We start from the raw sequence: 24,657 nt of genomic DNA, 5'->3' as shown, positions 1-24,657 counted from the left end.
AATAGACATGACAAAAGAAAATCCTGCCGGCGCGCCTCCACTGCTTCCCATCGGTGTCATCGCCCGCCGCAGCGGCGTCGCGGTGTCGACGATCCACTTCTACGAGTCGCGCGGGTTGATCACGAGCGTGCGCACGGAAGGCAATCAGCGCCGCTACGCGCCGGTCGTTCTGCGCTACATCGCGGTGATCAAGGTGGCGCAGCGCACTGGGATTCCGCTGGAGGAAATTCGCGAGGCGCTGCGCCGTTACCCGCCCGGCAGCAAGCTCAGTGCTGCGCAGTGGAAGACTCTGGCTTCCGAATGGCGCGACGATCTCGACGAGCGCATCAAGCGACTGACCCGGCTGCGCGATGAACTGAATCAGTGCATTGGCTGCGGTTGCTTGTCGCTCGAGGATTGCCCCTTGCGCAATCCCGGCGACTCGCTGGGCAGCAAAGGGCCGGGCGCGCGGATTCTCGAACGGCCTTAGGGGAAGCCGCCTTCTCGTACACGGCCAAGGTGCGCGGAAACGCCACCGCGCAGCTATGATTCGCCTCTCGCAGCCCCGCGTCGCGCCGGCCTTCTGGGCGCTCGTTGCGGCATAGAAGGGCGGTACGAATGGGGCTAAGCGGGCTTATGTGGGCTTACGGAAATTTCAACAGGTCATGAACGATAAAGTGAGCGCGGTCGCGGTATTTTGTGGTTCGAGTTCCGGTACGCAGGCAATTTACGACGAGAAAGCCCGTGAAACCGGCCGTTTGCTGGCCGAGCGGGGAATTCGTCTGGTGTATGGCGGCGGCCGCGTTGGGCTGATGGGGGCGGTGGCGGATGCTGCGCTGGCGGCGGGCGGCGAGGTGGTGGGCGTCATGCCCGAAGCGCTGGTGGAGCGGGAGATCGCCCACAAGAGCTTGAGCCACTTGCATGTCGTCGGGTCGATGCACGAGCGCAAGGCGCTCATGGCGGAGCTGTCGGACGCTTTCGTTGCCTTGCCGGGTGGCGCGGGAACGCTCGAAGAACTGTTCGAGCAGTGGACCTGGGCGCAGCTCGGTGTGCACGCCAAACCCTGCGGCCTGCTCAATGTTGCGGGCTATTTTGATCCACTGCTCGCCATGGCGCAGCACATGAGCGGGGAGGGCTTCATGCGCCGCGAATACCTCGACATGCTCGTCGTCGCGCAAACGCCCGCGGAAATCCTGCACGGCTTTGCGCACTACGTGGCGCCGGCCAAGAAATGGCGTGAGGTACCGGCGCCATGAGCCGGGCTGCGCGCGCCGATCAGGCCATCCGGGGCGGCGAGTTGTTGGTCCGCTAAGCGTTCCACCATGAAACAGCGTGTGCTGAAAATTGCCCATGGCAGCGAGCCTGCCATTGCGCGTTTGTGCGAGCGCCTGCGGGCTAGCCCCGGGGTTCAGGACGTCGTCGTCGCCTCGCCGTGCTTGCGTGTCGATTACGAGTTGCGCCGCATTTCCCTCACGCACATCGAGGCGATGGCGGAAGAGGAGGGCGTGCGCTTTCGCGCCGGGCTGCATGCTATCGCCCGTGATTTCTGGAAATACCTGGAGTGCAACGAGCTTGCCAACGCCGCCGCGCCCGCCAACGGCGCCTGCTGCAACCGGCCTCCCGGCAGAATTCGCTAGCGGTCTGCGGCGGCGTGCCTGGCGCCGGGCTCGGCGACGCTCACGGCCTTGGGTTTGCCCGCCAGTGCAGGAATTGCCGGGCTGGCCTCGTCGCTCTTCGTCGCGGCCTTGGCTCGCACCTGGTGCGTGTGCAGGACGTGCGGCAGGTTGAGTTCGATCCAGTCCGCCAGACCTTGCACGCGCCGGCCGACTTCTTCGCCAGAGGGCGTCAGGGTGTATTCGACGCGGGGCGGCACCACCGGGTAGGAGGTGCGCTGCACGAACCCATCGCCTTCCAGCCATTGCAGCGTCTGGGCGAGCATTTTTTCGCTGACGCCGCCGACCTTGCGGCGCAGGTCGCTGAAGCGGTGCGTACCGTCGAGCAGCGCGACGAGAACAAGGACGCCCCAGCGACTGGTGACGTGCTTGAGGACTTCGCGCGAAGGACATTGCGCGGCGAAAAGGTTGCCGCGCCGCATGTGTTCGCTGAGGGTCAGGCGTGGCTCGGTGGCGCAGGCGTCGGTTGTGTTCTCGTTCATCACTAACCTTTAGGTGCGTACTTACAAAAAGTAAGTTTGGTCGCTATTCTGGCACTTCTTCTTGCCAACGCCCAAAGGACAGCCCTCATGATCGTCGTCACCGGAGCCAGTGGCCAACTGGGTCGCCTCGTCATCCACGCCCTTCTCGCCCGTCAGGTGCCACCGGCGCAGCTGGTCGCCGCTGTCCGCGATCCGGCGCGCGTCGCCGACCTCGCGGCGCTCGGCGTGCAGGTTCGGCAAGCCGACTACACGCAGCCGGCAACGCTCGACGCCGCCTTGCGTGGCGCGGATAAAGTCCTGCTTGTCTCGTCGAGCGAGGTTGGGCAGCGCACGGCCCAACACGCAAACGTCATCGATGCCGCCCGGCGCGCCGGCGTGTCCTTGCTGGCCTACACGAGTCTGCTGCACGCCGACCGCTCGCCGCTCGGTCTGGCCGCTGAGCATGTGGCGACCGAAGCTCTGCTGGCGGCGTCTGGCGTGCCCTGCGTGGTGCTGCGGAATGGCTGGTACAGCGAAAACTACGTCGCGAGCATCCCGCCCGCGTTGCAACACGGCGCGTTCATCGGCAGTGCCGCCGAGGGGCGCATTGCGTCGGCGGCGCGCGCCGATTACGCCGAGGCGGCGGCCGTCGTTCTCGCCAGCGATCAACAGGCGGGCAAGGTCTATGAACTTGCCGGTGACGAGGCCTACTCGCTGACGGAGTTTGCCGCCGAACTGAGCGCGCAGGCGGGCAAGAGCATTCCTTACGTCAATCTTAGCGAGGCGGATTTCAAGGCGGCTCTGGAAGGCGCCGGGCTTCCTCCGGCGCTGGCCGCCTTGCTTGCCGACTCGGATGCCGGCGCGGCCCGGGGCGGCTTGTTTGATGCCTCGCGGCAACTGAGCCAGTTGATCGGTCGGCCGACGACACCGCTGGCGGCATCGATCAAGACCGCTTTGCAGCAGATCGCGTAAGAGGGCGTCAAAGACGCGCCCCCGCCCGCACGGTGGGGGCAGCGGGGGGGCTTAGGCGGCGGCTTGCTGGGCCGTGCTGACGGCTTCTTCGAGCAGGTGGCGAACGACGCTGCGCAGTGCGGGCAGGCAGGTGTTCGGGTCGAGGCCTGGATTGCGGATGATGCGGATGGCGAAGCCTTCGAAGAACGCCAGAAGTACTTCCAGCGGCCCTTCGATGTCGCGCTCACTGAGTTCCAGACCGCGCAGTTTCAGGGCTTCCGCCAGCAGTTCGCGAAAACGCAGGCGGGCCGTTTCGTCGGCGTCCTGAATGATCCGGGCGACGTTCGGGTTGCGCGCCGCCTCGGCGACGATTTCGAGCGTCAGCGGAATGTTCTGGTCGTTCAGGTCCTGCTCGAGGTAATCGACGTCGTTCACGATGGCTTCGATGAGGTCACCGCCGCCGCTACCTTTGCGGATGCGCTGGCAGAACATCAGGATCTGCAGGAGATCCTGCTCGACGATGCCGGCGATGATCGCTTCCTTGTTCTCGAAGTAGTGGTAGATGTGGCCGACGCTCATGCCGGCCGCCTTCGAGATCTGGACGATGCTGGTGTTGTGGAATCCTTGCCGCCGAAAGCATTCGTTCGCGGCTTTCAATACCTGCGCCTTGCGCATATCGGCGCGAGTTGTATCGGACGTGGGCGTCTGGGTCATGGTGGTTCTCCGCTGATCGGCTGCCGGCCTCAAGGTTGCCAGTGCGGGGAAGTATAGTTTAGAATGAACGTTCTATCTAGAATGAATGTTCATTCTCGGCTCGGGCGATGCGCCAGCGATAGGTGCGATGTACGAACTCATCGATTCACGAGCCGAGAGATTCCCCAGAGGCTCGCTTCTCGAACCAAGCCCGCTGCCAGCGTGTCGAGAACTGTCGGGAACGACTCAGCGTTTTTCGGCATTTGCCTCTCCGCCCGGGCGTGGCCCGGATATCCGTACGAAAGGTCTGTCATGAAGTTTTCGGTCAATCAACGCGCAACGGCGAGCGCTGTGGCGCTGCTTTTCGCCGGCCTGGCGCTCTCCGGCTGCGGTGAGCAGGAAGCCGCCGTAGCGGGCACGGCGGCGGTTCCGCCGGAGGTGGGCGTGCTGAAGATCGAAGCCGAGCCGCTGCGGCTGACGACCGAACTGGCGGGGCGTACGGTGCCGTATCTGGTGTCCGAGGTGCGCCCGCAAGTTGGCGGTATCATCCAGGCGCGCCTCTTTACCGAGGGCGGCGAGGTCAAGGCGGGGCAGCCGCTCTATCAGATCAATCCGAATACCTATCAGGCTACCTTCGACAGCGCCAAGGCGAGTCTGGAGAAGGCCGAAGCCAACCTCGACAGCACGCGCAACAAGGCCTCGCGCTACGAGGAGCTGGTCGCCATCAAGGCGGTGAGCCGGCAGGATTACGACGACAGTCAGTCGGCGCTCAAGCAGGCGCAGGCCGAGGTGGCGATGGCGCGGGCGGCGCTCGATACGGCGCGCGTCAATCTGGCGTATACGCGCGTGGTGTCGCCGATTGCCGGGCGCATCGGTCGTTCGACAGTGACGCCGGGCGCGCTGGTGACGGCCAATCAGGACGCTTCGCTGGCGACGGTGCAGCAGCTTGACCCGATTTACGTCGACGTCACCCAGTCGAGCGCCGATCTTTTGCGTCTGCGCCAGGAGTTTGCCAGCGGCAAGCTAAAGCGTTCCGGCGACTCGCACGCCGTCGTCAGGCTCTTGCTCGAAGACGGCAGCACCTATGCGCTCGACGGCAAGTTGCAGTTTTCTGACATCACCGTCGACAAGGGCACGGGCACCATCACGCTGCGCGCGGTATTCCCGAATCCGAAGGGCGAGTTACTGCCCGGCATGTACGTGCGTGCGCTGCTCGAAGAAGGTGTCGACGAACAGGCGATTCTTGCGCCGCAGCGGGCAGTGACGCGTGACACCAAGGGCAATCCGACGGCGCTGGTGGTGGGCGCCAATGGCACGGCCGAGTTGCGCACGCTGACCACGCGCCGCGTCGTGGGTGATAAATGGCTGGTTAGCGACGGTCTCAAGGCGGGCGATACGCTGATCGTCGACGGCTTGCAGAAGATTGCGCCGGGGGCGCCGGTCAAGGCCGTTCCTCTGGTGACTCCGGTTTCGGCTGCCGCGCCGGCCGCTGCTGCGCAGCACTAGGCCGAGGTCACCATGTCCCGTTTTTTTATTGACCGGCCCATTTTTGCCTGGGTTATCGCCATCGTCATCATGCTGGCGGGCGTGCTGGCGATCCGCTCGTTGCCGGTTGCCCAGTATCCGCTGATCGCACCGCCTGCCATCTCGATCACGGCGAACTATCCGGGGGCCTCGGCCGCGACGCTCGAAAACACCGTGACCAAGGTGATCGAGCAGAAGATGAAGGGCATCGACCATCTGGCGTACATGGCGTCGACCAGCGAGTCGTCGGGCACCGTCACCATCACCCTGACTTTCAGCGCTGGCACCAACCCCGATATCGCACAGGTGCAGGTGCAGAACAAGCTGGCGCTGGCGACGCCGCTCCTACCGCAGGAAGTGCAGAAGCTCGGCGTGCAGGTGTCGAAGTCGTCGTCGAACTTCCTGCTCGTGCTCGGCTTTTTCTCGGAGGATGGCAGCCTCTCCGACATCGATCTGAGCGACTACGTCGCGGCCAACGTTCAGGAGCAGGTCGCCCGTGTGAACGGCGTGGGCGAAACGCAGCTTTTCGGCACGCAGTACGCCATGCGCATCTGGCTCGATCCGGCCAGATTGCAGAATTTCAGCCTGACGCCCGCCGATGTGAGCGCCGCGATCAGCGCGCAGAACGCGCAGGTGTCGGCCGGCCAGTTGGGCGCCTTGCCGGCGCCGAAAGGGCAGCAGCTCAATGCGACGGTGACGGCACAAAGCCGCTTGCAGACGCCGGAGCAGTTCGGCGACATTTTCCTGAAGACGACGCCGAGTGGTGCCACGGTACGGCTGCGTGACGTCGCCACGGTCGAAATCGGCGGTGAAGCCTACGACGTTGTTTCCCGCTTCAACGGCAAACCTGCCACCGGCCTCGCCGTCAAGCTCGCCACCGGCGCCAACGCGCTCGAAGTCGCCGATGCGGTGAAGGCCAAGCTCAAGGAGCTGACGCCGTTTTTCCCGCCGAGCGTCAAATCGGTCATGGCCTGGGATACCACGCCCTTCGTCAAGATTTCGATCGAAGAGGTGGTGAAGACGCTGCTCGAAGCCATCGTCCTGGTTTTCCTGGTGATGTACCTCTTCCTGCAGAATTTCCGTGCGACGCTGATCCCGACCATCGCCGTGCCGGTGGTCTTGCTCGGCACTTTTGGCGTGCTTGCGGCGGCGGGTTACTCGATCAACACGCTGACCATGTTCGGCATGGTGCTGGCGATCGGTCTGCTGGTCGACGACGCCATCGTCGTCGTCGAAAACGTCGAGCGTCTGATGAGCGAGGAAGGTCTCTCGCCGAAGGCAGCGACGAAGAAATCGATGGAGCAGATCACCGGCGCCCTGATCGGCATCGCACTGGTGCTGTCGGCGGTGTTCGTGCCGATGGCTTTCTTCGGCGGCTCGACGGGTGTCATCTATCGCCAGTTCTCGATCACCATCGTCTCGGCGATGGTGCTGTCGGTCGTTGTCGCGCTGGTGCTGACGCCGGCGCTGTGCGCGACGCTGCTCAAGCCGGTCGATAAGGGGCACGTCGCCGGCGAGGACGGGCTTTTCGCTGGCTTCTTTAGCCGATTCAATCGTCTCTTCGAACGCACCAACCGTGTCAGCCAGTCGGCCGTGGGACGCATCCTCGCGGGTGGCAAGCGCTATCTGCTCGTTTATCTGCTGATCGTCGTCGGCATGGGCGCACTCTTTGCCCGCGTGCCGACCGCCTTCTTGCCGGACGAGGATCAGGGCTTTCTGATGGCCGACATCATCCTGCCGGCTGGATCGACGGCGGAACGCACGCTTGGCGTCGTCGAGCGGATCGAACACCACTTTCTCGCCGACCAGAAAGAAGCGGTCGATTCGATCTTCACCGTCGTCGGCTTCAGCTTTGGCGGCAGCGGCCAGAACACCGCGCTGGCTTTCATCAACCTCAAGGACTGGAGCGAGCGTCATTCGCCTGAACTGAAGGCCGAGGCGGTCGCCGGCAAGGCGATGGCGCATTTCGCAGGTTTCCGCGACGCGCTGGCCTTCGCCTTCGCGCCGCCGGCCGTCGTCGAACTCGGCAACGCCAGCGGTTTCGACTTGCAGTTGGAGGACCGCGGCGGCCTCGGTCACGACGCGCTGATGGCGGCGCGTAACCAGTTGCTCGGTATGGCGGCGAAGAATCCGGCGCTGATTGGTGTGCGCCCGAACGGTCAGGAAGACACGCCCGAGTACAAGATCGACATCGATCAGGCCAAGGCTGGCGCACTCGGCGTGTCGCAGGCGGATATCAATGATGTTTTGCAGACGGCCTGGGGCAGCGCGTACGTGAACGACTTCATCAACAAGGGTCGGGTCAAGCGTGTCTTCCTGCAAGGGATCGCCGCGGCGCGGATGCAGCCGGAAGACCTCAACAAATGGTATGCGCGCAACAGCGCTGGCGAAATGGTGCCGTTTTCCTCCTTCGCCTCGGCGCACTGGACGTATGGCTCGCCGCGACTGGAGCGTTACAACGGCCTTTCGTCGACCGAAATCCTCGGCCAGCCGGCGCCCGGCCTGAGCAGCGGCGAAGCCATGGCGCAGATGGAGGCAATGGCGGCCAAGCTGCCGCCCGGCATCGGCTACGAGTGGACCGGGCTTTCCTATCAGGAGCGTATGTCGGGCGCGCAGGCGCCGGCGCTCTACGCGATCTCGCTGCTGGTGGTCTTCCTCTGCCTCGCGGCCTTGTACGAGAGCTGGTCGATTCCGTTCGCGGTCATGCTGGTGGTGCCGCTGGGAGTGATTGGCGCGCTGCTGGCGACGACGCTGCGCGGGCTGTCCAACGACGTTTACTTCCAGGTCGGTCTGCTGATGACCATTGGCTTGTCGGCGAAGAACGCCATCCTCATCGTCGAATTCGCCAAGGAACTGATGGAGCAGGGCATGGGCCTCGTCGAAGCGAGTCTGGAAGCCGTGCGCCTGCGCCTGCGGCCGATCATCATGACTTCGCTGGCCTTCATCTTCGGCGTCTTGCCGCTGGCGCTGGCGAAAGGCGCCGGTTCCGGTGCGCAGAACGCCATTGGCACGGGCGTCATCGGCGGCATGCTGACGGCGACGCTGTTGGCCGTGCTTTTCGTGCCGCTTTTCTTCGTCAACATTCGCCGCATTTTCAAGGGCAAGGCGGTGACGCCGACGCCCCGCCACGACAGCGCCGATTCTGAGCGCAAGGATGACTAGCATGCGCAAGACCCTGTTGGCGAGCCTCGTCGCCGCCCTGACGACTTCCGGCTGCGCCGTGCTCGTGCCGGACTACGCCACGCCGGCCGCGCCGATCCCGGCGCAATGGCCGGCGCAGGCGCCGTCGGCGGCAAATGCAACGGACGCCGCTACACCACCGCAACGCGTCGCCGCGAACGAGGCGTCGGGTGGCGAGGTGGAGGCTAAGGGCGCGGCCAGCGAGGCTACTCAGGTGACGGCGGCGCCCGCCGCCAGCATCGGCTGGGAAAGCTTCTTCACCGATCCGCAACTGCGTGAGCTGATCGCGCTGGCGCTGGCCAACAACCGCGATCTGCGCGTCGCCGGTCTCGCCATCGAGAAGGCGCGCGCGCAGTACCAGATTCAGCGTGCGGACCTCTTTCCTGCCATCGATGCCTCCATCGCCGGCACCAGCCAGCGCACACCGGCCAGCCTGTCGTCGACCGGTCAGGCGGCGATCAGCCGCCAGTACACCGCCGGACTCGGTTTTGCAGCTTATGAACTGGACTTTTTCGGGCGCATCAGCAGCCTGAAAGAACAGGCCTTGTATCTCTTCATGGCGACCGAAGAAGCGCGGCGCAGCGCGCAGATCAGCCTCGTCGCCGAGGTGGCGAACGCCTATCTCACGCTTGCCGCCGACCGCGAACATCTGGCGCTGGCGGCAGAGACCCTGCGCAGCCAGAACGAGTCGTATCAGCTCAATCTGCGGCGCTTCGAACTCGGCGTCGCTTCCGAGCTGGACGTGCGCCAGGTGCAGACCAGCGTCGAATCAGCGCGTGCCGATGTCGCCCGCTACACCGGACAGGTGTCGCTCGACCGCAATGCGCTTGCCTTGCTCGTCGGCAGCGATTTTCCGCCGGCGCTGGTGCAGACGGAGTCGCTGGCGAGCGTCTCCGCCGTCGCGCCGATTCCCGAGGGCATCCCGTCCGCGCAGTTGCAGCGCCGCCCGGATGTGTTGCAGGCCGAGCGCCAGCTCCAGGCGGCCAACGCCAACATCGGTGCGGCGCGGGCTGCTTTCTTTCCGAGCATTACGTTGACGGCCAGCGGCGGTAATTCGAGCGATCAGTTGTCGGCGCTTTTCCACGACGGATCGGCGAGCTGGAGCTTCATTCCGAAAATCTCGCTGCCGATTTTCAACGCCGGGCGGCTCAGTGCCAGCCTTGATGTGGCGCGGGTCGATCAGCAGATCGCGCTGGCGCAGTACGAAAAAGCCGTGCAGACGGCCTTTCGCGAAGTGGCCGACGCGCTGACGCAAGGTGTACCGCTACGCCAGCAAACGCAGGCGCAGCAGGCGCTGGTCGAGGCGAGCGCGGCGAGCTATCGGCTGTCGCAGGCGCGGTTCGAGCGCGGCGTCGATAGCTATCTGGCCGTTCTCGATTCGCAGCGCACGCTGTACGCGGCGCAGCAGAACCTGATCAGCGTCCGTCTGGCCGGGTTGTCCAATCAGGTGACCCTGTACAAGGCGCTGGGCGGCGGCGCGTTCTGAACGATCAGGCGGGCCGATTGCCGTGCAGGCGACGTTCGAGATGCGCCTGGAGCATTTCAAGCAGCAGCGACAGTGCCCAGTAGATGATGGCCGCCGTAAGCAGCATCTCCATGTAGCGATACGACGAGCGGCCATAGCTCTGGGCGAGGAACATGATCTCCCAGAGGCCCATGACGGAGACCAGTGACGAGTCCTTGAGCATGGAAATGAACATCGCCCCGCTGGGTGGAATGGCGATTTTCAGGGCTTGCGGGAGAATGATCTCGCCGAGTATCTGGCGGTCGGTCAGCCCGAGGGCGCGCCCCGCCTCCCACTGCCCACGGGCGATGGCCGTGATCGCAGAGCGGAAGATTTCGCTCAGGTAGGCGCCGTAGCAGAGCGACAGGGCGATGATGCCCGACGGGATGGCCGGCGGCACCGGGCCCAACTGCGGAATGCCCAGATAGATCAGCAGGATCTGGACGAGCAACGGCGTGCCCCGGAAGAACGAGGTGTAAAAGGTCGCGATGCCATACGCCAGCGCGCTGTGCGACAAGCGCCCCAGTGCGGCAGCCAGCCCGAGGACGACCGAGATGAGCATGGCGCCGACGCAGACCAGCAGGGTCAGGGGCACGCCTTGCAGCATGCCTTCGGGCGTCAGCTCCAGGCCGAGCAAGGAAGGCAGCTTTTCCCTGACAAACGAGAACTGCAGATCGAAGCCGGCGACAAAGGCGGCGAAGGCGGTGAGCAGCGTTCCCCAGACGAGCGCTACCCGAATCTTGAAGCGGCTTTGCGGCGAGAACTGAACCACGCGATTTCCCGTAAAAAATAAATCCCCCTGTCCGGCGGCAGGGGGATTTTTGCATCGTACGAACTGATGAGCGGAGCGGCGTGATTACTGGGTGATGTCCTGCCCGATCCACTTTTGCGACAGCTTGCTGAGCGTGCCGTCCTTTTTCAGCTCGGCGAGGATTCTGGCGAGTTCGGCCTTCCACTCCGCGTCGCCCTTGTCGATGGCGACCCAGTTCGGCTCAAGATAGAGCGGCGAGCCGATCAGCTTGAATTTCCCCGGTGTTTTGGCGATGCGCGCCTTGGCCGTGATGAGGTTCGAGACGATGCCGTCGATGCGCTTGCCGGCGCCGAGCGCCAGATCCTGATAGGCGAGGTCTTCGCTGCCGTAGGGGGCGATGGTTACACGGTCAAAGGGATAGACGATGGGCTTGGCATCCGGCACTTCGATGACAAGGCCTTTTTGCAGGTAACGCTCGTACGAGGAGCCTTGTTCGACGCCGATGCGCCTGGCATTGATGTCGGCTTCGCTCGTGATCGTTGAGTTCTTGTCGGCGGTGACGAGCACGGCCGGCGCGCTGTAGTAGTGAGCGACGAAATCCAGCACGCGCGCCTTCTGCTTGTCGGGCGTCATCGAGCAGATGCAGACATCCCAGCGCCCGCGCCAGTTGCCCGCCGTGACGACTTCCCAGGACGGCGTCTCGATCTTCAGGCGCGCCCCCAGGCGTTTGGCGACTTCCTTGGCGACGTCGATATCAAACCCGTCCATCTGGTTCTTGTCGTTGAGGAAGGAGAACGGCGGATAGCTCTGGTCGACCACTTCAACCAGCGTCTTGGTGGTCTTGATGCGGTTCAGCGTTTCGCCGGCGGAGGCGTTCACGCTCCATCCGGCGACGAGGACGGCGATCACTGCGTAGAGTTTTGCGTTCATTGATTGATCCGGGAAGTGATGAGAAGGTCCGAAACCTGTCGTTCGGAAAAGGGCAGGTGTTGCCGGCTGGCTCAGGCGCAGCGATCGAGATCGGCCCGGATCGCCGCGATGTGTTCCGGGCCGATGCCGCAACAGCCGCCGATGATCGATGCTCCGCCCGTGCGCCAGGCGCCTGCCCAGGCGAGATAGCCCTCTGGCGTGAGGTCGGCGCGAATCTCGTCGAGCCCGGAATTCGCTTCGGCATCCTTGCGCTGCGGCGGGAAGGCGTTGGCGTAGACGCCGATGCGCAGCGTCGCCTTCTCGGCCGTGAGTCTGTCCTGCGTCGCCGCAACGGCATCGGCCATGACTTCCGGCTGGCTGCAATTGAACAGAAGCGCCGAGGCACCGAGACGCAGGGCGGCAGCAACGGCATCAGCGACGGTCTGGCCGGAGCGCAGGCGTGGATCGCCGGCGACGACCGTATCGTCCTGCAGGGTGAAGGAAAGCCACAGCGCCTTGCCATCGTCGCCGATGACGGCGCGCACCAGTTCGGCTTCTTCGATGGCGCTTAAGGTTTCTGCCTGCCAGTGATCGACGTAGGGGCGCAGGCCGCGTACCAGCACTTCCAGAATCGGACGGGCCGATGCCGTATCGAAAAGGTCGGCGCGGTACGAGCCGCAGACCGGCGGCAGCGAGCCTGCCACGCGCACTGGCCGTGGGGCCGCGTCGGCCACTGCTCGGGCGAGTTGTCCGGCCAGCGCCGCCAGTGCTTCGCCTTGCGCCGCAAAGCGCGCTTCGCCGATGTGGAATGGCACGACTGCGTAGCTGTTGGTGGTGATCACGTCGGCGCCGGCATCGACGTAGCGTTGATGCACGAGCGAGACAAAGTGCGGCGCTTCGATCAGCGCCAGCGCCGACCATTCCGGCTGCTTGAAAGGCGCGCCGACGCGCTGGAGTTCTCGCCCCGTGCCGCCATCGAGCAGCAGGGTGTTGTCAGGGGTGGTCATAGGCGCGAAACGCTTATCGGGCAGGGTGAAAGGAGGGTCGAAGTATATTTCCCTACACGGCGGCCACTTAAATTTTCGGGCTATGTCGATATGCCGGAAGGGCAGATACAAACAACGCGGCCCCCATGCCGAAGCACAGGGGCCGCGAGGCTGGAGACGGGGCGCGCTGCGGCGCCCGCGACCGGCAGTGACGATTGCTGGTCGCGTCAGACGCGGAATTTCTCCATCAGCACGCGCAGCTCGTGCGCCAGTTGGCGCAGGTTCTCGGTTTCGGAGTGTGTCTCCTGAATCGACAGGTCGGAGGTTTCCGTCATCTCGTGAATCCGCTCGATGTTCCTGGCGATTTCATGGCTGGCGCTCGATTGCTCGGTGGTCGCCGAGGCGATGGCACTGAGGGCGCGCTCGACTTCCTGCGCGCTTCGTTCGATGTGCTCGATCGACTCGGTGACGGCGCGCGATTTCTCGACGCCGCGATTGACCTGCTGCACTGCGCTTTCCATGTTGGTGACGGCGCTCTTGGTCTCGTCCTGGATCAGCTGGATCATGTTGCCGATCTCGACGGTGGAGACGCCGGTGCGTTCGGCAAGCTTTCTGACCTCGTCGGCGACGACCGCAAAGCCTCGCCCTTGCTCGCCGGCGCGCGCCGCTTCGATGGCCGCGTTGAGCGCCAGCAGATTGGTCTGATCGGCGATTTCCTTGATCACGGCGACGATGTTGTTGATTTGCAGCGAGCGGGCGTCGAGGCCTTTCAGCGTTGTTTGCAGCTGCTCGACCGTGCTTGAGATCAACCCGATCTCCTCCGATGTCTGGCGCACGTCGCCGACCAGTTGTTGCGACACGCGACCGGACTCCTGCGTCATTTTTTCGGCGTTGCGGGCCGACTCGGCGATCTGGCTGATGCTGGCCGTCATTTCCTCGACGGCAGCGGCGGTTTCGCTGGCAAAGGTCGCTTGTTGCTTCGAGCCTTCGCTGATGCGGTCGGTCTCCTGCCCCACCTTTTCGATGCCGCTGAGCAGGCTTCCCGAGTTTTCCTTGACCTCGCTGACCATGCTGCGCAGCGTGCCGAGGAAGCGGTTGAAGGAGTCCTTCGTCTGGCCGACTTCGTCCTTGCTGTCGACGCTGAGGTTGACGGTCAGATCGCCGCCGCCGAGCGACATGGTGTGCATCGCGTCGCGCAGCAGGGTGATGCTGCTCATCATGCGCGTGATGCCGAAAGAGGTCGCGAAGAAGGCGATCAGCAGGCCGACTCCCATCAGCGTCAGCATCGTGTAGAGCAGCCGATTGATCGGTGCCATGGCCTTCGCCTCGGGAACGACCACGCCGAGAATCCAGCCCGTCGTGCCGACCGGGAAGAGGGCGGTCAGCGTGTTTTCATCGCCGAGTTGCAGCTGGCTGATCGTGCCGTCTTTCGGCAGGGCAGCGAGGTCGAATCCGGGTAATACCTCACCGATTTTTTTCAGCCCCGAATCCTTTTGCGGGTGGGCGATAACCTGACCGTCCTGGGTAATCAGGAAGGCGTAGCCGTCACCGGGGAGTTTGGCGGCGATGACTTCATCGACGACACGTTTCAGCGTGACATCGCCACCGGCGACGGCAACGAGATTGCCGTTTTCCCGCAGCGCCTTGGCAAAGGTAATGATGGGAAGTTTGGTCGAGGCGTCGATATAGGGCGGCGAGGCAATCGCTTCCTGCGAGGCCGCCGCCGCGACATACCACGGGCGAACCGTCGGGTCGTAGCCCGGCGGTACTGGCGTGGCATTGGAAAACTGCGTCATTTTCTTGTCGGGCTGGCCGATGTACATGTCATCGAAACCGCCCGCGACCTTCGCCTGATCGAGTACCGGCTTGAGATCGCCATTGCTGAAGCGCCCCAGCGTCGAGGCGACGATCAGTTGTCGAGAGGAAACCCATTCCGTCAGGAAACTGACCTTTCCTGCGGCGGCTTGCTCGATCTCGGAATTGATCGATTCGAGCAGCGAGGACTTCATTTTCCAGTATGCCGCACCGCAAAAGAGTAGCGAAAGCAGCGCGATGATGATCAGCACGTAGGTGATCATTTTCGCTTTTAGCGAAGAAAACATGGCTTGGCTCCCATCAAAAGCCCATCGGACTGAAATAGTGGCCTGGGTAAAGGCTCTCGTCGTCGATGACTCCGCACCATCTGCCTTTCTCCTGAAAAGGCGGGCAGGGCAGACTAAAGGCGTCGCCGCCCCGCGCAGATATTTCCGCGCGTGCGTGCGTATTATGCGTAAAAACGATTGCTGCGCTTGATTTTTTCAATTTGTTTCGTTGCTGACGTTTGCTTTATTTGCGGCAAAAAAAAACCGCGCCACGATACTGCGGTGGCGCGGCTTGCCTATTGGCGGAGGTTTCCGCCACAGGCTTATTTATTTCAAATATGACGGGCGGGCATAACCGGGGAAGCGGGTATCGAGCACATGCCGGTATTCCGGGGAGTGGAACGCGGCGACGATGGCACGGGTCTTTTCCGAATCCTTGTCGGCGCTGCGTACGGCGACGACATTGAGGTAATAGTCGGGCGTCTTTTCCAGCACGACGGCTTCCTGCAGCTTGAGGCCGGAGGCGATGGCGAAGTTGCCGGTGATCAGCGAGAAATCCGCATCGTCGAGCGTACGCGGCAGTTGCGCGGCTTCAATCGGCAGCAGCTGGATCTTCTTCGGATTTTCGGCGAGGTCTTTTTCCGTCGCGCGCAGCGGGTCGATGCCGGGCTTGAGCTTGACGACGCCGTTCTGCTCCAGCAGTACCAGCGCGCGGGCGAGGTTGCTCGGGTCGTTCGGCAGCGTGATGCGTGCGCCTTCCTTCAGCTCGGCGAGCGATTTCGCCTTCTTCGAGTACAGCCCCAGCGGCGCAATCGGCGCCTGCGTCACGTCAACCAGATCGAGCTTCTGGTCAGCCGAGAATTTGCGCAGGTAAATGACGTGCTGGAAGAGGTTGGCATCGAGCGAGCCGCTTGCCAGCGCGAGGTTCGGCTGCACGTAGTCGTTGAATTCGACGAGCTTGACGTGATAGCCCTGCTTTTCCAGCACGGGCTTGATGCCGTATTTGAGTTGGTCGTAGTTCGGGCCGGCGGTGGCGCCGATGGTCAGCGCTTTTTTGTCGTCAGCGTGTACGAGCGAAAGGGGCAGGGCGGCCGCGACGACGGCGATCAGCAGGGAACGTAGAACTTTCATGAACAATCTCCGTGAGGTTCGAAAAATCAGCGCTTGTCGGCACGACGAGCGAGGTACTGTCCGGTGGTCTGGATGAGTTGGACGAGAACGACGAGCAGCACCACCATCGCTGCCATGATGTCGGTCTGGAATCGGTAGTAGCCGTAGCGGATGGCCAGATCGCCGATACCGCCGCCGCCGACGACGCCGGCAATCGCCGAGTAGGAAAGGAAGCTGACGGCGAGAACGGTCGTCGACAGGATCAGCCCTGAGCGTCCGTCAACCAGCAGCACCCGCCAGACGATCTGCCAGGGCGAGGCGCCCATGGCCTCGGCCGCTTCGATGACGCCGCGCGGCACATCCCGCAGCGTCTGCTCGACCAGACGGGCAAAGTACGGAATCGCCGCGCAGGAGAGCGGTACGCTCGCCGCCAGCGGGCCAATCGAGGTACCGACGATGTAGCGCGTGAAGGGCGACAGGGCGACCAGCAGGATGATGAACGGAAACGAGCGGACGACGTTGATGATGGCGTCCGCCGTCAGGTTGAAACGCCGGTAGCGTGCCAGCGGGTTGCCCGGCGCCGTCAGGTAGACGGCGATGCCGAGCGCGCCGCCGAGCGTGACGGCCGTCGTCAGGCAGATGCCGAGCATGAAGAACGTCTCGCCGATGGCGGTGATGATGTCCGGCGTCAGTTCGAGCAGGTTCTCAAGCATGGTAGACCTCGCGGAACGGTGCGTTGGCGGGCGTCACGACGATGGCGCGGGCGGCGGCGTTCGCCGGTACAGCGGCAGAGGTGTTGGCCGGTGCGGTGGCCGGCGCGCTCGTTGCGGCGGCAACCGTCGCCGGCTGAGTGGCCTCTGCCGGCGACGCTTCGCCGCTGGCAAAGAGCCAGCGCGCCAGTTCGCTGCGTGGCGCTGTGAAGCCCGTGCGCAGGTCGATCTGCTCGACGATGCGCCCTTCGTCCATCACCGAGACGCGGTGGCAGAGACGGCGGACGACGCTCATTTCGTGGGTGACGAGCAGCACGGTGACGCCGAAACGCTGGTTGATATCGGCCAGTACGTCGAGGATCGACTGCGTGGTGCGCGGATCGAGCGCCGAGGTCGGCTCGTCGGCGAGCAGTACGCCCGGATTCGGTGCCAGCGCGCGGGCGATGGCAACGCGCTGCTTCTGCCCGCCCGACAACTGCCCCGGATAGGCCGCCGCTTTTGCGGAGAGCCCGACGTAATCGAGGCACTCGGCAACGCGTGCCTTGATCGAGGCGGGCGAATCGCCGGCGATGCGCAGCGGGAAGGCGACGTTCTCGGCGACGCTCAGGTTATGCAGCAGGTTGAACTGCTGAAAGATCATGCCGATGCGCCGACGTGCGGCGCGCAAGGCGAGCGGTGGCAAGGCGCTCAGCTCGTCGTCGCCCACTTCGACGAGGCCGGCGTCGGGCCGCTCCAGGAGGTTGACGAGGCGCAGCAGCGTCGATTTGCCGGCGCCCGAGAAGCCGATGATGCCGTGGATTTCACCGGCTTCGATGGCGAGATCGGTGGGGTGGACCGCTGCCGTCGCGCTGCCGGCAAAGTGTTTGGTAACACCCGTCAGGCGAATCGCGGCGCCGGTCTTGGCGGTTGAGGTAGGCATGGTTCTCCGTGAGCAAAAATGCGCGGCCAGCGCGCGCTGACGGAAAACTCTAGGGGCAAGCCCGGCTCACTCCAACGAAGAAAAGCGCAGAAGCTTATCCCTCGCGCGACGTGTCGTTATGCCTCGCGGCGGCGCTCAGATCGACCAGTCTTCGAGCACGGTTTCGCGCAGCGTCGACACGAAAGCCTGCGTGCGCGGGTGTTTCGGCTGCGTGAAGATGTGCTGTGCGCTGCCGGATTCGCGGATTTCACCGTCTTCGAGAAAGACGACCTGATGCGCGATGGTCGCCGCCAGACGCAGGTCGTGCGTCGCCATGAGCATCGTCGTTCCCTCGGCCGCGAGCCGTCTGAGCACGTCGACCACCTCGGCGGCGAGTTCCGGGTCGAGCGCCGAGGTCGGCTCGTCGCAGAGCAAGACCTTCGGCGAGGCGGCCAGTGCGCGGGCGATGGCGACGCGCTGCTGCTGGCCGCCGGAGAGGTTGGCCGGCCATTCTCTGGCTTTGTGCGCCATGCCGACTTTTTTCAGCAGGTCGAGGCTGTGCGCCTCGGCTTCCTCCCGCGTCCAGTCGAGGACGGTGACGAGGCTCTCGGCGACGTTTTGCACGACGTTCTGGTGCGGAAAGAGCTGGAAGGACTGAAACACCATGCCGCTCTGCCGGCGCAGCCGCCGGATGGCCTCGCGCGAGGGGCGCGGCGTGTCGTCAAACGAAATCGCCTCGTCGCCGACCTGTACGCGGCCTTGCTGCGGCACTTCGAGCAGATTCACACAGCGCAGCAGCGTGCTCTTGCCGCTGCCGGAGGGACCGATCAGCGCCGTGACGCTGCCCTCGGCGACCGACAGCTCGACACCCTTGAGCGCCGGGGCGTCGCCAAAACGTTTGACGATGCCGGAGAGGCGAATCATCCCGCCGCTCCCAACGGCGAGGAATGCCGGCCAAAGCGGGCTTCGAGGCGCGTTTGCGCGCTCGACAGCACCGAGCTGAAAAAGAGGTAGATCAAGGCGGTTTCCGAATACAGGATGAAAGGCTCGTAGGTGACGGAAGCGATGCGCTGGGCGGCCTGAAAGATCTCCGGCACGGTCAGCGCGGCGGCGAGCGAGGTGTCCTTGATCAGCGAAATGAAGGAGTTCGAGAGCGGCGGCACGGCGAGGCCCGTCGCCTGCGGCAGAATCGTTCGCCGCATGGCCTGCGTCCAGCTCATCCCGATCGAATAGGCGGCCTCCCACTGGCCGCGCGGCACCGAGGCGATAGCAGCGCGGATGACCTCGGAGGTATACGCGCCGACATTGAGCGTGAAACCGATCAAGGCGGCCGGGAAGGCGTCGAGAACGATGCCGATGTTCGGCAGGCCGTAAAAGATCACGAAAAGCTGTACCAGCAGCGGCGTGCCGCGAATGAACCAGACGTAGAAGCGCGCCACCTTCACCAGCGGCGAGGGGCCGAAGAGGCGCGCCAGCGCTACCGCAAAGCCCAGCAACAAACCGCCGGCAAACGACAGCAGCGTGAGCGGGACGGTAAACACCACGCCCGCGTACAACAAGGGCCAGAACGAATCCACCATCAGCGACAACCAGTGCGGCATCGTTCCGACCCTTTTCCTGAAAACCCGGTAGCTCAGTCACTCAGCAGCGACGCATTATTTTGAAACGTCGGTGCCGAAGTATTTTTGCGAGATTTTCAGATAGGTGCCGTCGGCCTTGATATCGGCGAGGCTTTTATTGATGGCGGCCAGCAAATCGGGATTGCCTTTGCGGATCAATACCCCCTGATAATCGGCGGCGTCGAGCGTGCTGGCGATCTTTACCTTGGCTTCGGGTTTGTGGTGCTTGAAATCGAGATAGGAGAGCGAATCGTTGATCGTCGCGTCGGCGCGGCCGGAGATCACGAGATCAATCGATTGATTGAAACCATCGGTGCCGAGAAGTTCGGCGCCGTTATCGCTGGCGATTCTGGCGAAATTGCTGCTCAGTGTATGGGCGGATTTTTTACCCTTCAGGTCGGCGAAGGATTTGATCGTCGAATTATCGCTACGCACGATCAGCACGGCCTTGGAGACGATATACGGCGTCGAGAAATCGTATTTCGCCTTGCGTGCGTCGGAGATCGTTACTTCGTTGATAACGGCGTCGTAGCGGTTGGCATCGAGCCCGGCGATCAGGCCATCCCATTTGCTCTCGATAAATTGCACCTTTACGCCGAGACGTTTGCCAATCTCCTGGGCGATCTCGACATCGAAGCCGACGAGCGTGTCGGCGCTGTTGTGAAAGGTAAAAGGCGCATAAGTGCCTTCGGTGCCGACGCGGAATACACCGCTGCCCTTGATCTGATCGAGCGCCGGATCGGCAAAAGCCGACCCGGATGCGGCAATGGCGAAAATCTGAACGAGTCCAATGGCAATCAGGGATTTAAGCGATTTCATGTGCTGATTCCTATTCGTGAATTCAAAGGAATTCCGGGGCGAGGCGCCGGGAATGGAGTCCGCCGTCAGCCGGGAGCCGGCAGCCAATCTAGCAACCTGACCCGCGCCGGCCAAATCACTTTTCCGTCCAATGACTTCAGGATTTTTGATAAGCCCGCCGCCACAGAAGGTGGCTGCCATTCGCGGAGCCGGCGGCCAATTGCCCGCCCCGCGCGCGAGCCGCTAAGATTCGCGGACCTCTTTGATGGGAGTTCTGCCGTGCTCATTCACCCCGACCGTTCGACGCTGCTCGTCATCGACGTACAGGAGCGCCTTCAGCCATTCATCGAACAGGGCGAGGCGATGCTCGACGCGTGTTGCTGGCTGGTGCAGGTGGCCAAGCGCCTTGGCGTGCCGGTGATCTGTACCGAGCAATACCCGCGCGGCCTCGGTGCGACCGTGCCGGCGCTGCGCGAGCTGCTCGGCGATAGCGCGGTGGTCGAGAAAATCTACTTCTCCGCCGTGGCGGAGTGTGGCGCGGCAGCGGGGCGCCCCGAGTTGCCGGAGAGTAGCGGCGGCTTTCTCGCGGCGCCGGGGGGCGAGCGCCGGCAGTTCGTGGTCGTCGGCAGCGAGTCGCACGTTTGCGTACAGCAGACCGTGCTCGATCTGCTCGCCCTCGGGCGCGAGGTTTTCGTCGTGGAAGAAGCGGTCGGCTCCCGACGCGCCAGCGACAAGGCACTGGCCCTCGACCGCATGCGCCGCCACGGCGCCGATATCGTCTCGCGCGAAATGGTCGCCTTCGAGTGGCTGCAACGCGCAGGCACGGAGACGTTTCGGGCGGTTAGTCGGGAGTTTATTCGGTGATTATGGGGTGCGTTGTCGTAGGACCGCATTCGATCCAAAGCGGACATTGGCACCTGTGGAAAGCTGTTGTTCAACGTTTGACGTGAGGGGCCGCCGAGCGGCGAAGCCGCGAAAGGAACCCACAAACGCAGCTTGTGGGCGGTCCCTCTTAACGGAGTGGTTAGACGATTTCACGGGACACCGGTGCAATTACTGTTGTTAGGTCGGGGGTAACATCGCCGAGAGTATCAATGCGGTCTTGAGCTTCTGCGCTATTAAGCAATTCAGGCTGCGCCAACGGTGCTAATGATTCAATAATATCGATTAGCGGGAATTCTCTGCGATCTTCCAATAGTTTCGCAACCATACGATGAGATGCAATTGGTAGGCTGACCTCCCGAGGTAATTTTGCATCTGCGGCAATGAATTGTTGAACTATTCCCCATGCAACATAAAACAACTCCATAAAGGCACCGTCATAGGGGAGTGGGCATACCACTAGATTTTTTCCGTGATCGACCTGAATACGATCATTTCTACCTTGTTGGGATGGAACGATTGCGATGCGTAGTCCCTTAGCTCCTTCGAGGTGCCTAGGGTTGATTTTTACTGTTGTACCCACCCAGCGGTCGGAATCTCGCATCCCAAGAAATAGGTCCGCCTTCCAAAGGCCGCTGATGCTGTACGGCAAAGCCAATCGCGTTGTTGGTTTCTTGAAAGCAGCGGAAAGCATATTTATGTACCGCCGCAGCTTGATAGGTTGCGCTTGTTCACCAGTGAGCAAGCGCGAATCGTCGGTTAAGAGGTTTTCTGCGGTCTCAAGCAACTGGATGGCGCCTGACTTTTCCGCACCGAACAGAATTGATGACGTGTCCTGCCCCGGAACTCGGCAGTAACGCCTCATGCTGTCATTGACTTTCTCAATAATTGGCTGGTCTCGACGGCGAATTGCATCGTGTACTGCATATTCAAAGCAAATTCCGCAATCGCCATCCCCGGGTCGATAGAGGCGCGGGAGCATGAACAGCTTTACCTCCGCGTAGCCACCGACTTCTCGGACCACTTCCTGTTTTAGCGCGTGCAAAAGACCGTAAAGGATGGGCCGAATAACTGCGATGATTGCAGAGACCTCGTCGCCGACTTCGTTTAGCTGCTGCTCAACCCGGACATTGAGTATTTCAGGCATGGAATACCTCGGGGTATGTCTAACGTTAAATTTGGACAGTGCAATTACGCCCTAACTTGGCAAGTTGCAGCATTAACTAGCCGGACGTTCTTCGCTAAAAATAGCGTACGACCAAGGGTTTTACGGAAAATCTGGATGACTTATGACTTAAGTTCTACTAAAGAGCCAGAAAAAGCAGCACTGGCGCGCGACCGCTTTGGGGCGCACATTCCGACTGACCGTTCCTGGCCGTTTTCAGCCCATCAAATTCAAGATGGCAAATTAATCATTTTTCCGGAAGGACGTAAAACCACCTTCAGCCTTACGTCCCTTCCTTCACCAAATACCGACTACCCCATCAATACTCCATAAAAATCCGTTGCAGTTCCTTGGTGTCGCTGGTGGCGGTCAGGGCCACGGTGGCGAGAATGCGGGCTTTTTGCGGGTTGAGGTCGTGCGCGACGATCCAGTCGTATTTGTCGTCGGGCTGCTCGGCGTTACGCAGGACAAAGCCGCCGGCGTTCACATGCGAGGAGCGGATGATCTGGATGCCCTTGCCGCGCAGTTCTTGCAGCACAGGCACCAGCGCGCCGGAGACGGAGCCGTTGCCGGGGCCGGCGTGGATGATGGCCTTGGCGCCAGCCTTGGCAAAGGCACGGTAGGCGACGTCGTCCACGTTGCCGCCGGCGTAGGCGATTTCGACGAGCGGCAGCGCGTTGATCTTCTCGATATCGAATTCGGAATTCACGGTGTGGCGCTTGTCGAGCCGGCGGAACCAGTAGTTCTTGCCTTCGACGACGAAGCCGAGCGGCCCCCACGGGCTCTTGAAGGCCTCGACCTTGTTGTTGACGGCCTTGGTGACATCGCGGCCGCTGTCGATCTCGTCGTTCATCACGACCATGACGCCACGGCCACGCGCGTCCTTGCTGCCGGCGACGGTGACGGCGCTGTAGAGATTGAGCATGCCGTCGGCCGACATGGCGGTGCCGGGGCGCATGGAGGCGACAACGACGATGGGCTTGTCGGTATGCACCACGAGGTTGAGGAAGTAGGCCGTTTCTTCGGTCGTGTCGGTGCCGTGCGTGATGACGATGCCGTCGACGTCGTCCTGCCTGGCGAGCGCCGCGACGCGCTTGCCGAGCGTCAGCAGGTTGGCGTTGGTGAAGCTCTCGGAGGCAATCTGGAAGACCTGTTCGCCGCGCACGTTGGCGACGCTGCCTAGTTGCGGGATGCCGGCGATCAGCTTGTCGACCGGCACTTTGGCCGCCTGATAGGTGGCGCTGTTGGTCACGTCGGCGCCCGCACCGGCGATGGTTCCGCCGGTGGCGAGGATGACCACGTTCGGCTTGGTTTGAGCGATTGCCGCGCTGCTGATGAGCACGGCGGAGAAAACAAACAATGCCCACTGCTTGACCGTCTTGTGTGACATGGCTGCATCCTTTCTGGTTGAACCGCGAGAAAACCCACCTGGCGTGTCTCTGCAAATCAAGGGGCGATACCGTGTGGCGGTGTCGCCGCCGGGCGATTGTAGTCCGATGACAAAACGCTAGTCAGCCAGAAATTTAGCCGTTTGCCATGTTCGCTGAGGGGGCGTTTGGCGCCCCCGCGTCATGCGCCGCGCCTCCCCGCGAGCAGCGAAGGCAGGGAGGGCGCTCAGCCGATCAGGTCATCCGTCGTCCAGGCGATTCGTGCCAGCGTGTCGCTGAGGCCAACGAGGCAGGCGGCTTGCACGGCGGCGGCGGGCAGCGTGCCGCCGTCGCCGTCGGGCAGGTCGCGCGTGGCGGTGGCGGGAGCGACGACGGTGCAGGTGAAGCCTTTTTCGTTGGCGGCGCGGACGGTTGAGCTGACGCAGTTGTGCGTCATGAAGCCGATGACGATGAGGCTTTTGCGCCCGGTGGCGATGAGCGCCTCGTGTAGCGCGGTGCCGGCGAAGGCGTTGGCCTTCGTTTTCTCGATGACGGTTTCGCCGTCTCGCGGCAGCAGCGGCGGCGCCGGTTGGTAGCCGTGGCCTTGCGGGTTGAAGAGCGGGCCGTCGGCGCGATGCAGGATGTGCACAACGGGCGCGCCGGCGGCTCGCGCTCGCGCCAGCACGTTGCCGCCCGCTGTCAGCGCTTCGTCGATGCCGACGAGCGGCAGGGCACCGTCGACGTATTCGCGCTGGGCGTCGATGATCAGGAGAACCGAGTCGCCCAGATGCGGGCGTGGCGGCGTGGCGCCCATCAGGTCGAGGAGGGTGCGGACGGCGAGGGGGTGGGGTGCGGTCATGGCAGCGCTCCGTGTGTAGCGGCGCGCGAAATTTAGCGTCGTTTTGCGCGATATTTTGAACGCGGGGATTGTACCGATACCTGATAACGAATTGCCTCTCGTAAAAAGAAGCCGACAATCCGTGTCAGGCCAGCAGCGCCCGAAACTCCGTGCGTAGCGCCACCGCCTCGGTTTCGAGCGCATCGAGTTTTGCGATCAAAAATGGTGGCACCGGCTGGCCACTGGCGAGCGCTGACGCAATTTCGCGCGAAGGGCGGATGCTGCGCTGGTCGATCTCAGCGAGCGCCGCGTCGATCTGCGCGATGCGGACAGCGTTGGCGTCCGCCGCCGGCGGCGAGGGTTCGGGAGGCGGCGATGGGATATCCTCAAAAATAAACGCTTGCCCGACCAGCCTGGCGCGTTTTCCCGGTGGCACGGTCGGCACGGGCAGATCAACGGCCCCCGCCGGGATCAAGTAGACCCCCGGCTCGCGCGGAGACGGATCGGCGACGACCGGCGCAATGAAATACCCTTCGGCGTCGAGCTGGGAAACGATTTTTTGCATAGTGGCCTCCCTG

At 63.1% G+C, this 24,657-nt stretch carries 25 protein-coding genes; 9 read left to right on the top strand and 16 right to left on the bottom strand.

All coding sequences use genetic code 11. The features are described from left to right. Positions 1-7: 7 nt before the first annotated feature. From soxR to GHK24_RS00230, 3 genes are all read left to right on the top strand, one after another. Positions 8-469 carry a redox-sensitive transcriptional activator SoxR gene (soxR, locus tag GHK24_RS00240; RefSeq protein ID WP_153467213.1) on the top strand — a complete coding sequence of 154 codons (462 nt, stop codon included), beginning with the start codon at positions 8-10 and terminating at the stop codon, positions 467-469. Between the two features lie 175 nt (positions 470-644). After that, the gene (locus GHK24_RS00235; RefSeq protein ID WP_153467210.1) at positions 645-1,235 is read left to right on the top strand and encodes an LOG family protein; all 591 of its coding nucleotides are present in this window, start codon (positions 645-647) and stop codon (positions 1,233-1,235) included. A gap of 66 nt (positions 1,236-1,301) precedes the next feature. After that, complete coding sequence (locus tag GHK24_RS00230) at positions 1,302-1,616, top strand: hypothetical protein (protein ID WP_153467207.1); 315 nt, start codon at positions 1,302-1,304, stop codon at positions 1,614-1,616. On the opposite strand, the gene GHK24_RS00225 is transcribed toward GHK24_RS00230, so the two are convergent. Further along, entirely contained in the window at positions 1,613-2,134 is a 522-nt protein-coding gene (locus tag GHK24_RS00225) for a winged helix-turn-helix transcriptional regulator (protein WP_153467204.1), read from the bottom strand. The genes GHK24_RS00230 and GHK24_RS00225 overlap by 4 nt on opposite strands. Positions 2,135-2,221: 87 nt before the next feature. Between GHK24_RS00225 and GHK24_RS00220 the strand changes: the two genes are divergently transcribed. Next, positions 2,222-3,085: an SDR family oxidoreductase gene (locus tag GHK24_RS00220; RefSeq protein WP_153467201.1), complete on the top strand. Its 864-nt coding sequence runs from the start codon at positions 2,222-2,224 to the stop codon at positions 3,083-3,085. 51 nt (positions 3,086-3,136) lie between these two features. Here the strand turns inward: GHK24_RS00220 and GHK24_RS00215 are convergent, their stop codons facing one another. Then, positions 3,137-3,778, bottom strand: a complete 642-nt coding sequence (locus tag GHK24_RS00215) for a TetR/AcrR family transcriptional regulator (RefSeq protein ID WP_153467159.1) — start codon at positions 3,776-3,778, stop codon at positions 3,137-3,139. Between the two features lie 291 nt (positions 3,779-4,069). On the opposite strand from GHK24_RS00215, the gene GHK24_RS00210 reads away from it, so the two are divergent. Genes GHK24_RS00210 through GHK24_RS00200 form a run of 3 tightly spaced genes read left to right on the top strand, consistent with a single transcriptional unit; the run spans position 4,070 to position 9,947 of the window. Then, a complete protein-coding gene (locus tag GHK24_RS00210; RefSeq protein WP_153467154.1) occupies positions 4,070-5,263 on the top strand; it encodes an efflux RND transporter periplasmic adaptor subunit in 1,194 nt (397 codons plus the stop codon). A 12-nt stretch (positions 5,264-5,275) separates the two neighbouring features. Next, the gene (locus GHK24_RS00205; protein ID WP_153467151.1) at positions 5,276-8,443 is read left to right on the top strand and encodes an efflux RND transporter permease subunit; all 3,168 of its coding nucleotides are present in this window, start codon (positions 5,276-5,278) and stop codon (positions 8,441-8,443) included. A gap of 1 nt (position 8,444) precedes the next feature. Beyond that, entirely contained in the window at positions 8,445-9,947 is a 1,503-nt protein-coding gene (locus tag GHK24_RS00200; RefSeq protein ID WP_153467147.1) for an efflux transporter outer membrane subunit, read from the top strand. A 4-nt stretch (positions 9,948-9,951) separates the two neighbouring features. Here the strand turns inward: GHK24_RS00200 and GHK24_RS00195 are convergent, their stop codons facing one another. The 10 genes from GHK24_RS00195 to GHK24_RS00150 form a co-directional block, all read right to left on the bottom strand. Further along, a complete protein-coding gene (locus tag GHK24_RS00195; protein WP_209022511.1) occupies positions 9,952-10,737 on the bottom strand; it encodes an amino acid ABC transporter permease in 786 nt (261 codons plus the stop codon). Between the two features lie 84 nt (positions 10,738-10,821). Then, on the bottom strand, positions 10,822-11,646 hold the full coding sequence (locus GHK24_RS00190; protein WP_153467144.1) for a transporter substrate-binding domain-containing protein: 825 nt from the start codon (positions 11,644-11,646) through the stop codon (positions 10,822-10,824). A gap of 71 nt (positions 11,647-11,717) precedes the next feature. Further along, entirely contained in the window at positions 11,718-12,632 is a 915-nt protein-coding gene (locus tag GHK24_RS00185) for a homocysteine S-methyltransferase family protein (protein WP_153467142.1), read from the bottom strand. A 206-nt stretch (positions 12,633-12,838) separates the two neighbouring features. Next, entirely contained in the window at positions 12,839-14,713 is a 1,875-nt protein-coding gene (locus GHK24_RS00180; RefSeq protein ID WP_153467139.1) for a methyl-accepting chemotaxis protein, read from the bottom strand. Positions 14,714-15,019: 306 nt separating this feature from the next. Beyond that, the gene (locus GHK24_RS00175) at positions 15,020-15,823 is read right to left on the bottom strand and encodes a MetQ/NlpA family ABC transporter substrate-binding protein (protein ID WP_153467136.1); all 804 of its coding nucleotides are present in this window, start codon (positions 15,821-15,823) and stop codon (positions 15,020-15,022) included. 26 nt (positions 15,824-15,849) lie between these two features. Further along, positions 15,850-16,515 carry a methionine ABC transporter permease gene (locus GHK24_RS00170; RefSeq protein ID WP_153467133.1) on the bottom strand — a complete coding sequence of 222 codons (666 nt, stop codon included), beginning with the start codon at positions 16,513-16,515 and terminating at the stop codon, positions 15,850-15,852. Next, on the bottom strand, positions 16,508-17,431 hold the full coding sequence (locus GHK24_RS00165; protein WP_153467130.1) for a methionine ABC transporter ATP-binding protein: 924 nt from the start codon (positions 17,429-17,431) through the stop codon (positions 16,508-16,510). The genes GHK24_RS00170 and GHK24_RS00165 overlap by 8 nt, the downstream gene beginning before the upstream one ends. A 135-nt stretch (positions 17,432-17,566) precedes the next feature. Continuing rightward, the gene (locus tag GHK24_RS00160) at positions 17,567-18,334 is read right to left on the bottom strand and encodes an amino acid ABC transporter ATP-binding protein (protein WP_153467127.1); all 768 of its coding nucleotides are present in this window, start codon (positions 18,332-18,334) and stop codon (positions 17,567-17,569) included. After that, positions 18,331-19,011 carry an amino acid ABC transporter permease gene (locus tag GHK24_RS00155; RefSeq protein WP_153467124.1) on the bottom strand — a complete coding sequence of 227 codons (681 nt, stop codon included), beginning with the start codon at positions 19,009-19,011 and terminating at the stop codon, positions 18,331-18,333. The genes GHK24_RS00160 and GHK24_RS00155 overlap by 4 nt, the downstream gene beginning before the upstream one ends. Before the next feature lie 54 nt (positions 19,012-19,065). After that, positions 19,066-20,028 (bottom strand): amino acid ABC transporter substrate-binding protein, encoded by a 963-nt coding sequence (locus tag GHK24_RS00150; RefSeq protein WP_228384463.1) that lies wholly within the window; start codon positions 20,026-20,028, stop codon positions 19,066-19,068. Between the two features lie 78 nt (positions 20,029-20,106). Here GHK24_RS00150 and GHK24_RS00145 point away from each other — a divergent pair, with 78 nt between their 5' ends. Continuing rightward, positions 20,107-20,691: an isochorismatase family protein gene (locus GHK24_RS00145; protein WP_340666059.1), complete on the top strand. Its 585-nt coding sequence runs from the start codon at positions 20,107-20,109 to the stop codon at positions 20,689-20,691. Between the two features lie 160 nt (positions 20,692-20,851). Here GHK24_RS00145 and GHK24_RS00140 read toward each other — a convergent pair whose 3' ends face one another. Further along, on the bottom strand, positions 20,852-21,856 hold the full coding sequence (locus GHK24_RS00140) for a hypothetical protein (RefSeq protein WP_153467121.1): 1,005 nt from the start codon (positions 21,854-21,856) through the stop codon (positions 20,852-20,854). 15 nt (positions 21,857-21,871) lie between these two features. On the opposite strand from GHK24_RS00140, the gene GHK24_RS00135 reads away from it, so the two are divergent. After that, positions 21,872-22,207 carry a hypothetical protein gene (locus GHK24_RS00135; RefSeq protein ID WP_153467118.1) on the top strand — a complete coding sequence of 112 codons (336 nt, stop codon included), beginning with the start codon at positions 21,872-21,874 and terminating at the stop codon, positions 22,205-22,207. Here GHK24_RS00135 and GHK24_RS00130 read toward each other — a convergent pair. The 3 genes from GHK24_RS00130 to GHK24_RS00120 all read right to left on the bottom strand — a co-directional run bounded on the left by GHK24_RS00130 (position 22,194) and on the right by GHK24_RS00120 (position 24,644). After that, positions 22,194-23,264, bottom strand: coding sequence for an asparaginase (locus GHK24_RS00130; protein ID WP_153467115.1), 1,071 nt, complete (start codon positions 23,262-23,264; stop codon positions 22,194-22,196). The genes GHK24_RS00135 and GHK24_RS00130 overlap by 14 nt on opposite strands. Before the next feature lie 224 nt (positions 23,265-23,488). Further along, positions 23,489-24,100 carry a cysteine hydrolase family protein gene (locus GHK24_RS00125; RefSeq protein WP_153467112.1) on the bottom strand — a complete coding sequence of 204 codons (612 nt, stop codon included), beginning with the start codon at positions 24,098-24,100 and terminating at the stop codon, positions 23,489-23,491. Positions 24,101-24,224: 124 nt separating this feature from the next. Continuing rightward, entirely contained in the window at positions 24,225-24,644 is a 420-nt protein-coding gene (locus GHK24_RS00120; RefSeq protein WP_153467108.1) for a hypothetical protein, read from the bottom strand. Positions 24,645-24,657 lie beyond the last annotated feature (13 nt).

It is taken from the genome of Rhodocyclus gracilis (assembly GCF_009617575.1).
Classification (GTDB): Bacteria; Pseudomonadota; Gammaproteobacteria; order Burkholderiales; family Rhodocyclaceae; genus Rhodocyclus; species Rhodocyclus gracilis.
Note: the sequence above shows the minus strand (reverse complement) of the source record. Positions and strands in the feature narration are given on the sequence as shown.

Coding starts and splice junctions, on each gene's coding strand:
- GHK24_RS00155 (WP_153467124.1), bottom strand. CDS start 19,011: ATGCCGCACTGGTTGTCGCTGATGGTGGATTCGTTCTGGCCCTTGTTG.
- GHK24_RS00220 (WP_153467201.1), top strand. CDS start 2,222: ATGATCGTCGTCACCGGAGCCAGTGGCCAACTGGGTCGCCTCGTCATC.
- GHK24_RS00120 (WP_153467108.1), bottom strand. CDS start 24,644: ATGCAAAAAATCGTTTCCCAGCTCGACGCCGAAGGGTATTTCATTGCG.
- GHK24_RS00165 (WP_153467130.1), bottom strand. CDS start 17,431: ATGCCTACCTCAACCGCCAAGACCGGCGCCGCGATTCGCCTGACGGGT.
- GHK24_RS00160 (WP_153467127.1), bottom strand. CDS start 18,334: ATGATTCGCCTCTCCGGCATCGTCAAACGTTTTGGCGACGCCCCGGCG.
- GHK24_RS00140 (WP_153467121.1), bottom strand. CDS start 21,856: ATGCCTGAAATACTCAATGTCCGGGTTGAGCAGCAGCTAAACGAAGTC.
- GHK24_RS00185 (WP_153467142.1), bottom strand. CDS start 12,632: ATGACCACCCCTGACAACACCCTGCTGCTCGATGGCGGCACGGGGCGA.
- GHK24_RS00225 (WP_153467204.1), bottom strand. CDS start 2,134: ATGAACGAGAACACAACCGACGCCTGCGCCACCGAGCCACGCCTGACC.
- GHK24_RS00175 (WP_153467136.1), bottom strand. CDS start 15,823: ATGAAAGTTCTACGTTCCCTGCTGATCGCCGTCGTCGCGGCCGCCCTG.
- GHK24_RS00170 (WP_153467133.1), bottom strand. CDS start 16,515: ATGCTTGAGAACCTGCTCGAACTGACGCCGGACATCATCACCGCCATC.
- GHK24_RS00130 (WP_153467115.1), bottom strand. CDS start 23,264: ATGTCACACAAGACGGTCAAGCAGTGGGCATTGTTTGTTTTCTCCGCC.
- GHK24_RS00125 (WP_153467112.1), bottom strand. CDS start 24,100: ATGACCGCACCCCACCCCCTCGCCGTCCGCACCCTCCTCGACCTGATG.
- GHK24_RS00210 (WP_153467154.1), top strand. CDS start 4,070: ATGAAGTTTTCGGTCAATCAACGCGCAACGGCGAGCGCTGTGGCGCTG.
- GHK24_RS00150 (WP_228384463.1), bottom strand. CDS start 20,028: ATGGCAGCCACCTTCTGTGGCGGCGGGCTTATCAAAAATCCTGAAGTC.
- GHK24_RS00180 (WP_153467139.1), bottom strand. CDS start 14,713: ATGTTTTCTTCGCTAAAAGCGAAAATGATCACCTACGTGCTGATCATC.
- GHK24_RS00190 (WP_153467144.1), bottom strand. CDS start 11,646: ATGAACGCAAAACTCTACGCAGTGATCGCCGTCCTCGTCGCCGGATGG.
- GHK24_RS00200 (WP_153467147.1), top strand. CDS start 8,445: ATGCGCAAGACCCTGTTGGCGAGCCTCGTCGCCGCCCTGACGACTTCC.
- GHK24_RS00215 (WP_153467159.1), bottom strand. CDS start 3,778: ATGACCCAGACGCCCACGTCCGATACAACTCGCGCCGATATGCGCAAG.
- GHK24_RS00205 (WP_153467151.1), top strand. CDS start 5,276: ATGTCCCGTTTTTTTATTGACCGGCCCATTTTTGCCTGGGTTATCGCC.
- soxR (WP_153467213.1), top strand. CDS start 8: ATGACAAAAGAAAATCCTGCCGGCGCGCCTCCACTGCTTCCCATCGGT.
- GHK24_RS00230 (WP_153467207.1), top strand. CDS start 1,302: ATGAAACAGCGTGTGCTGAAAATTGCCCATGGCAGCGAGCCTGCCATT.
- GHK24_RS00235 (WP_153467210.1), top strand. CDS start 645: ATGAACGATAAAGTGAGCGCGGTCGCGGTATTTTGTGGTTCGAGTTCC.
- GHK24_RS00135 (WP_153467118.1), top strand. CDS start 21,872: ATGTCTAACGTTAAATTTGGACAGTGCAATTACGCCCTAACTTGGCAA.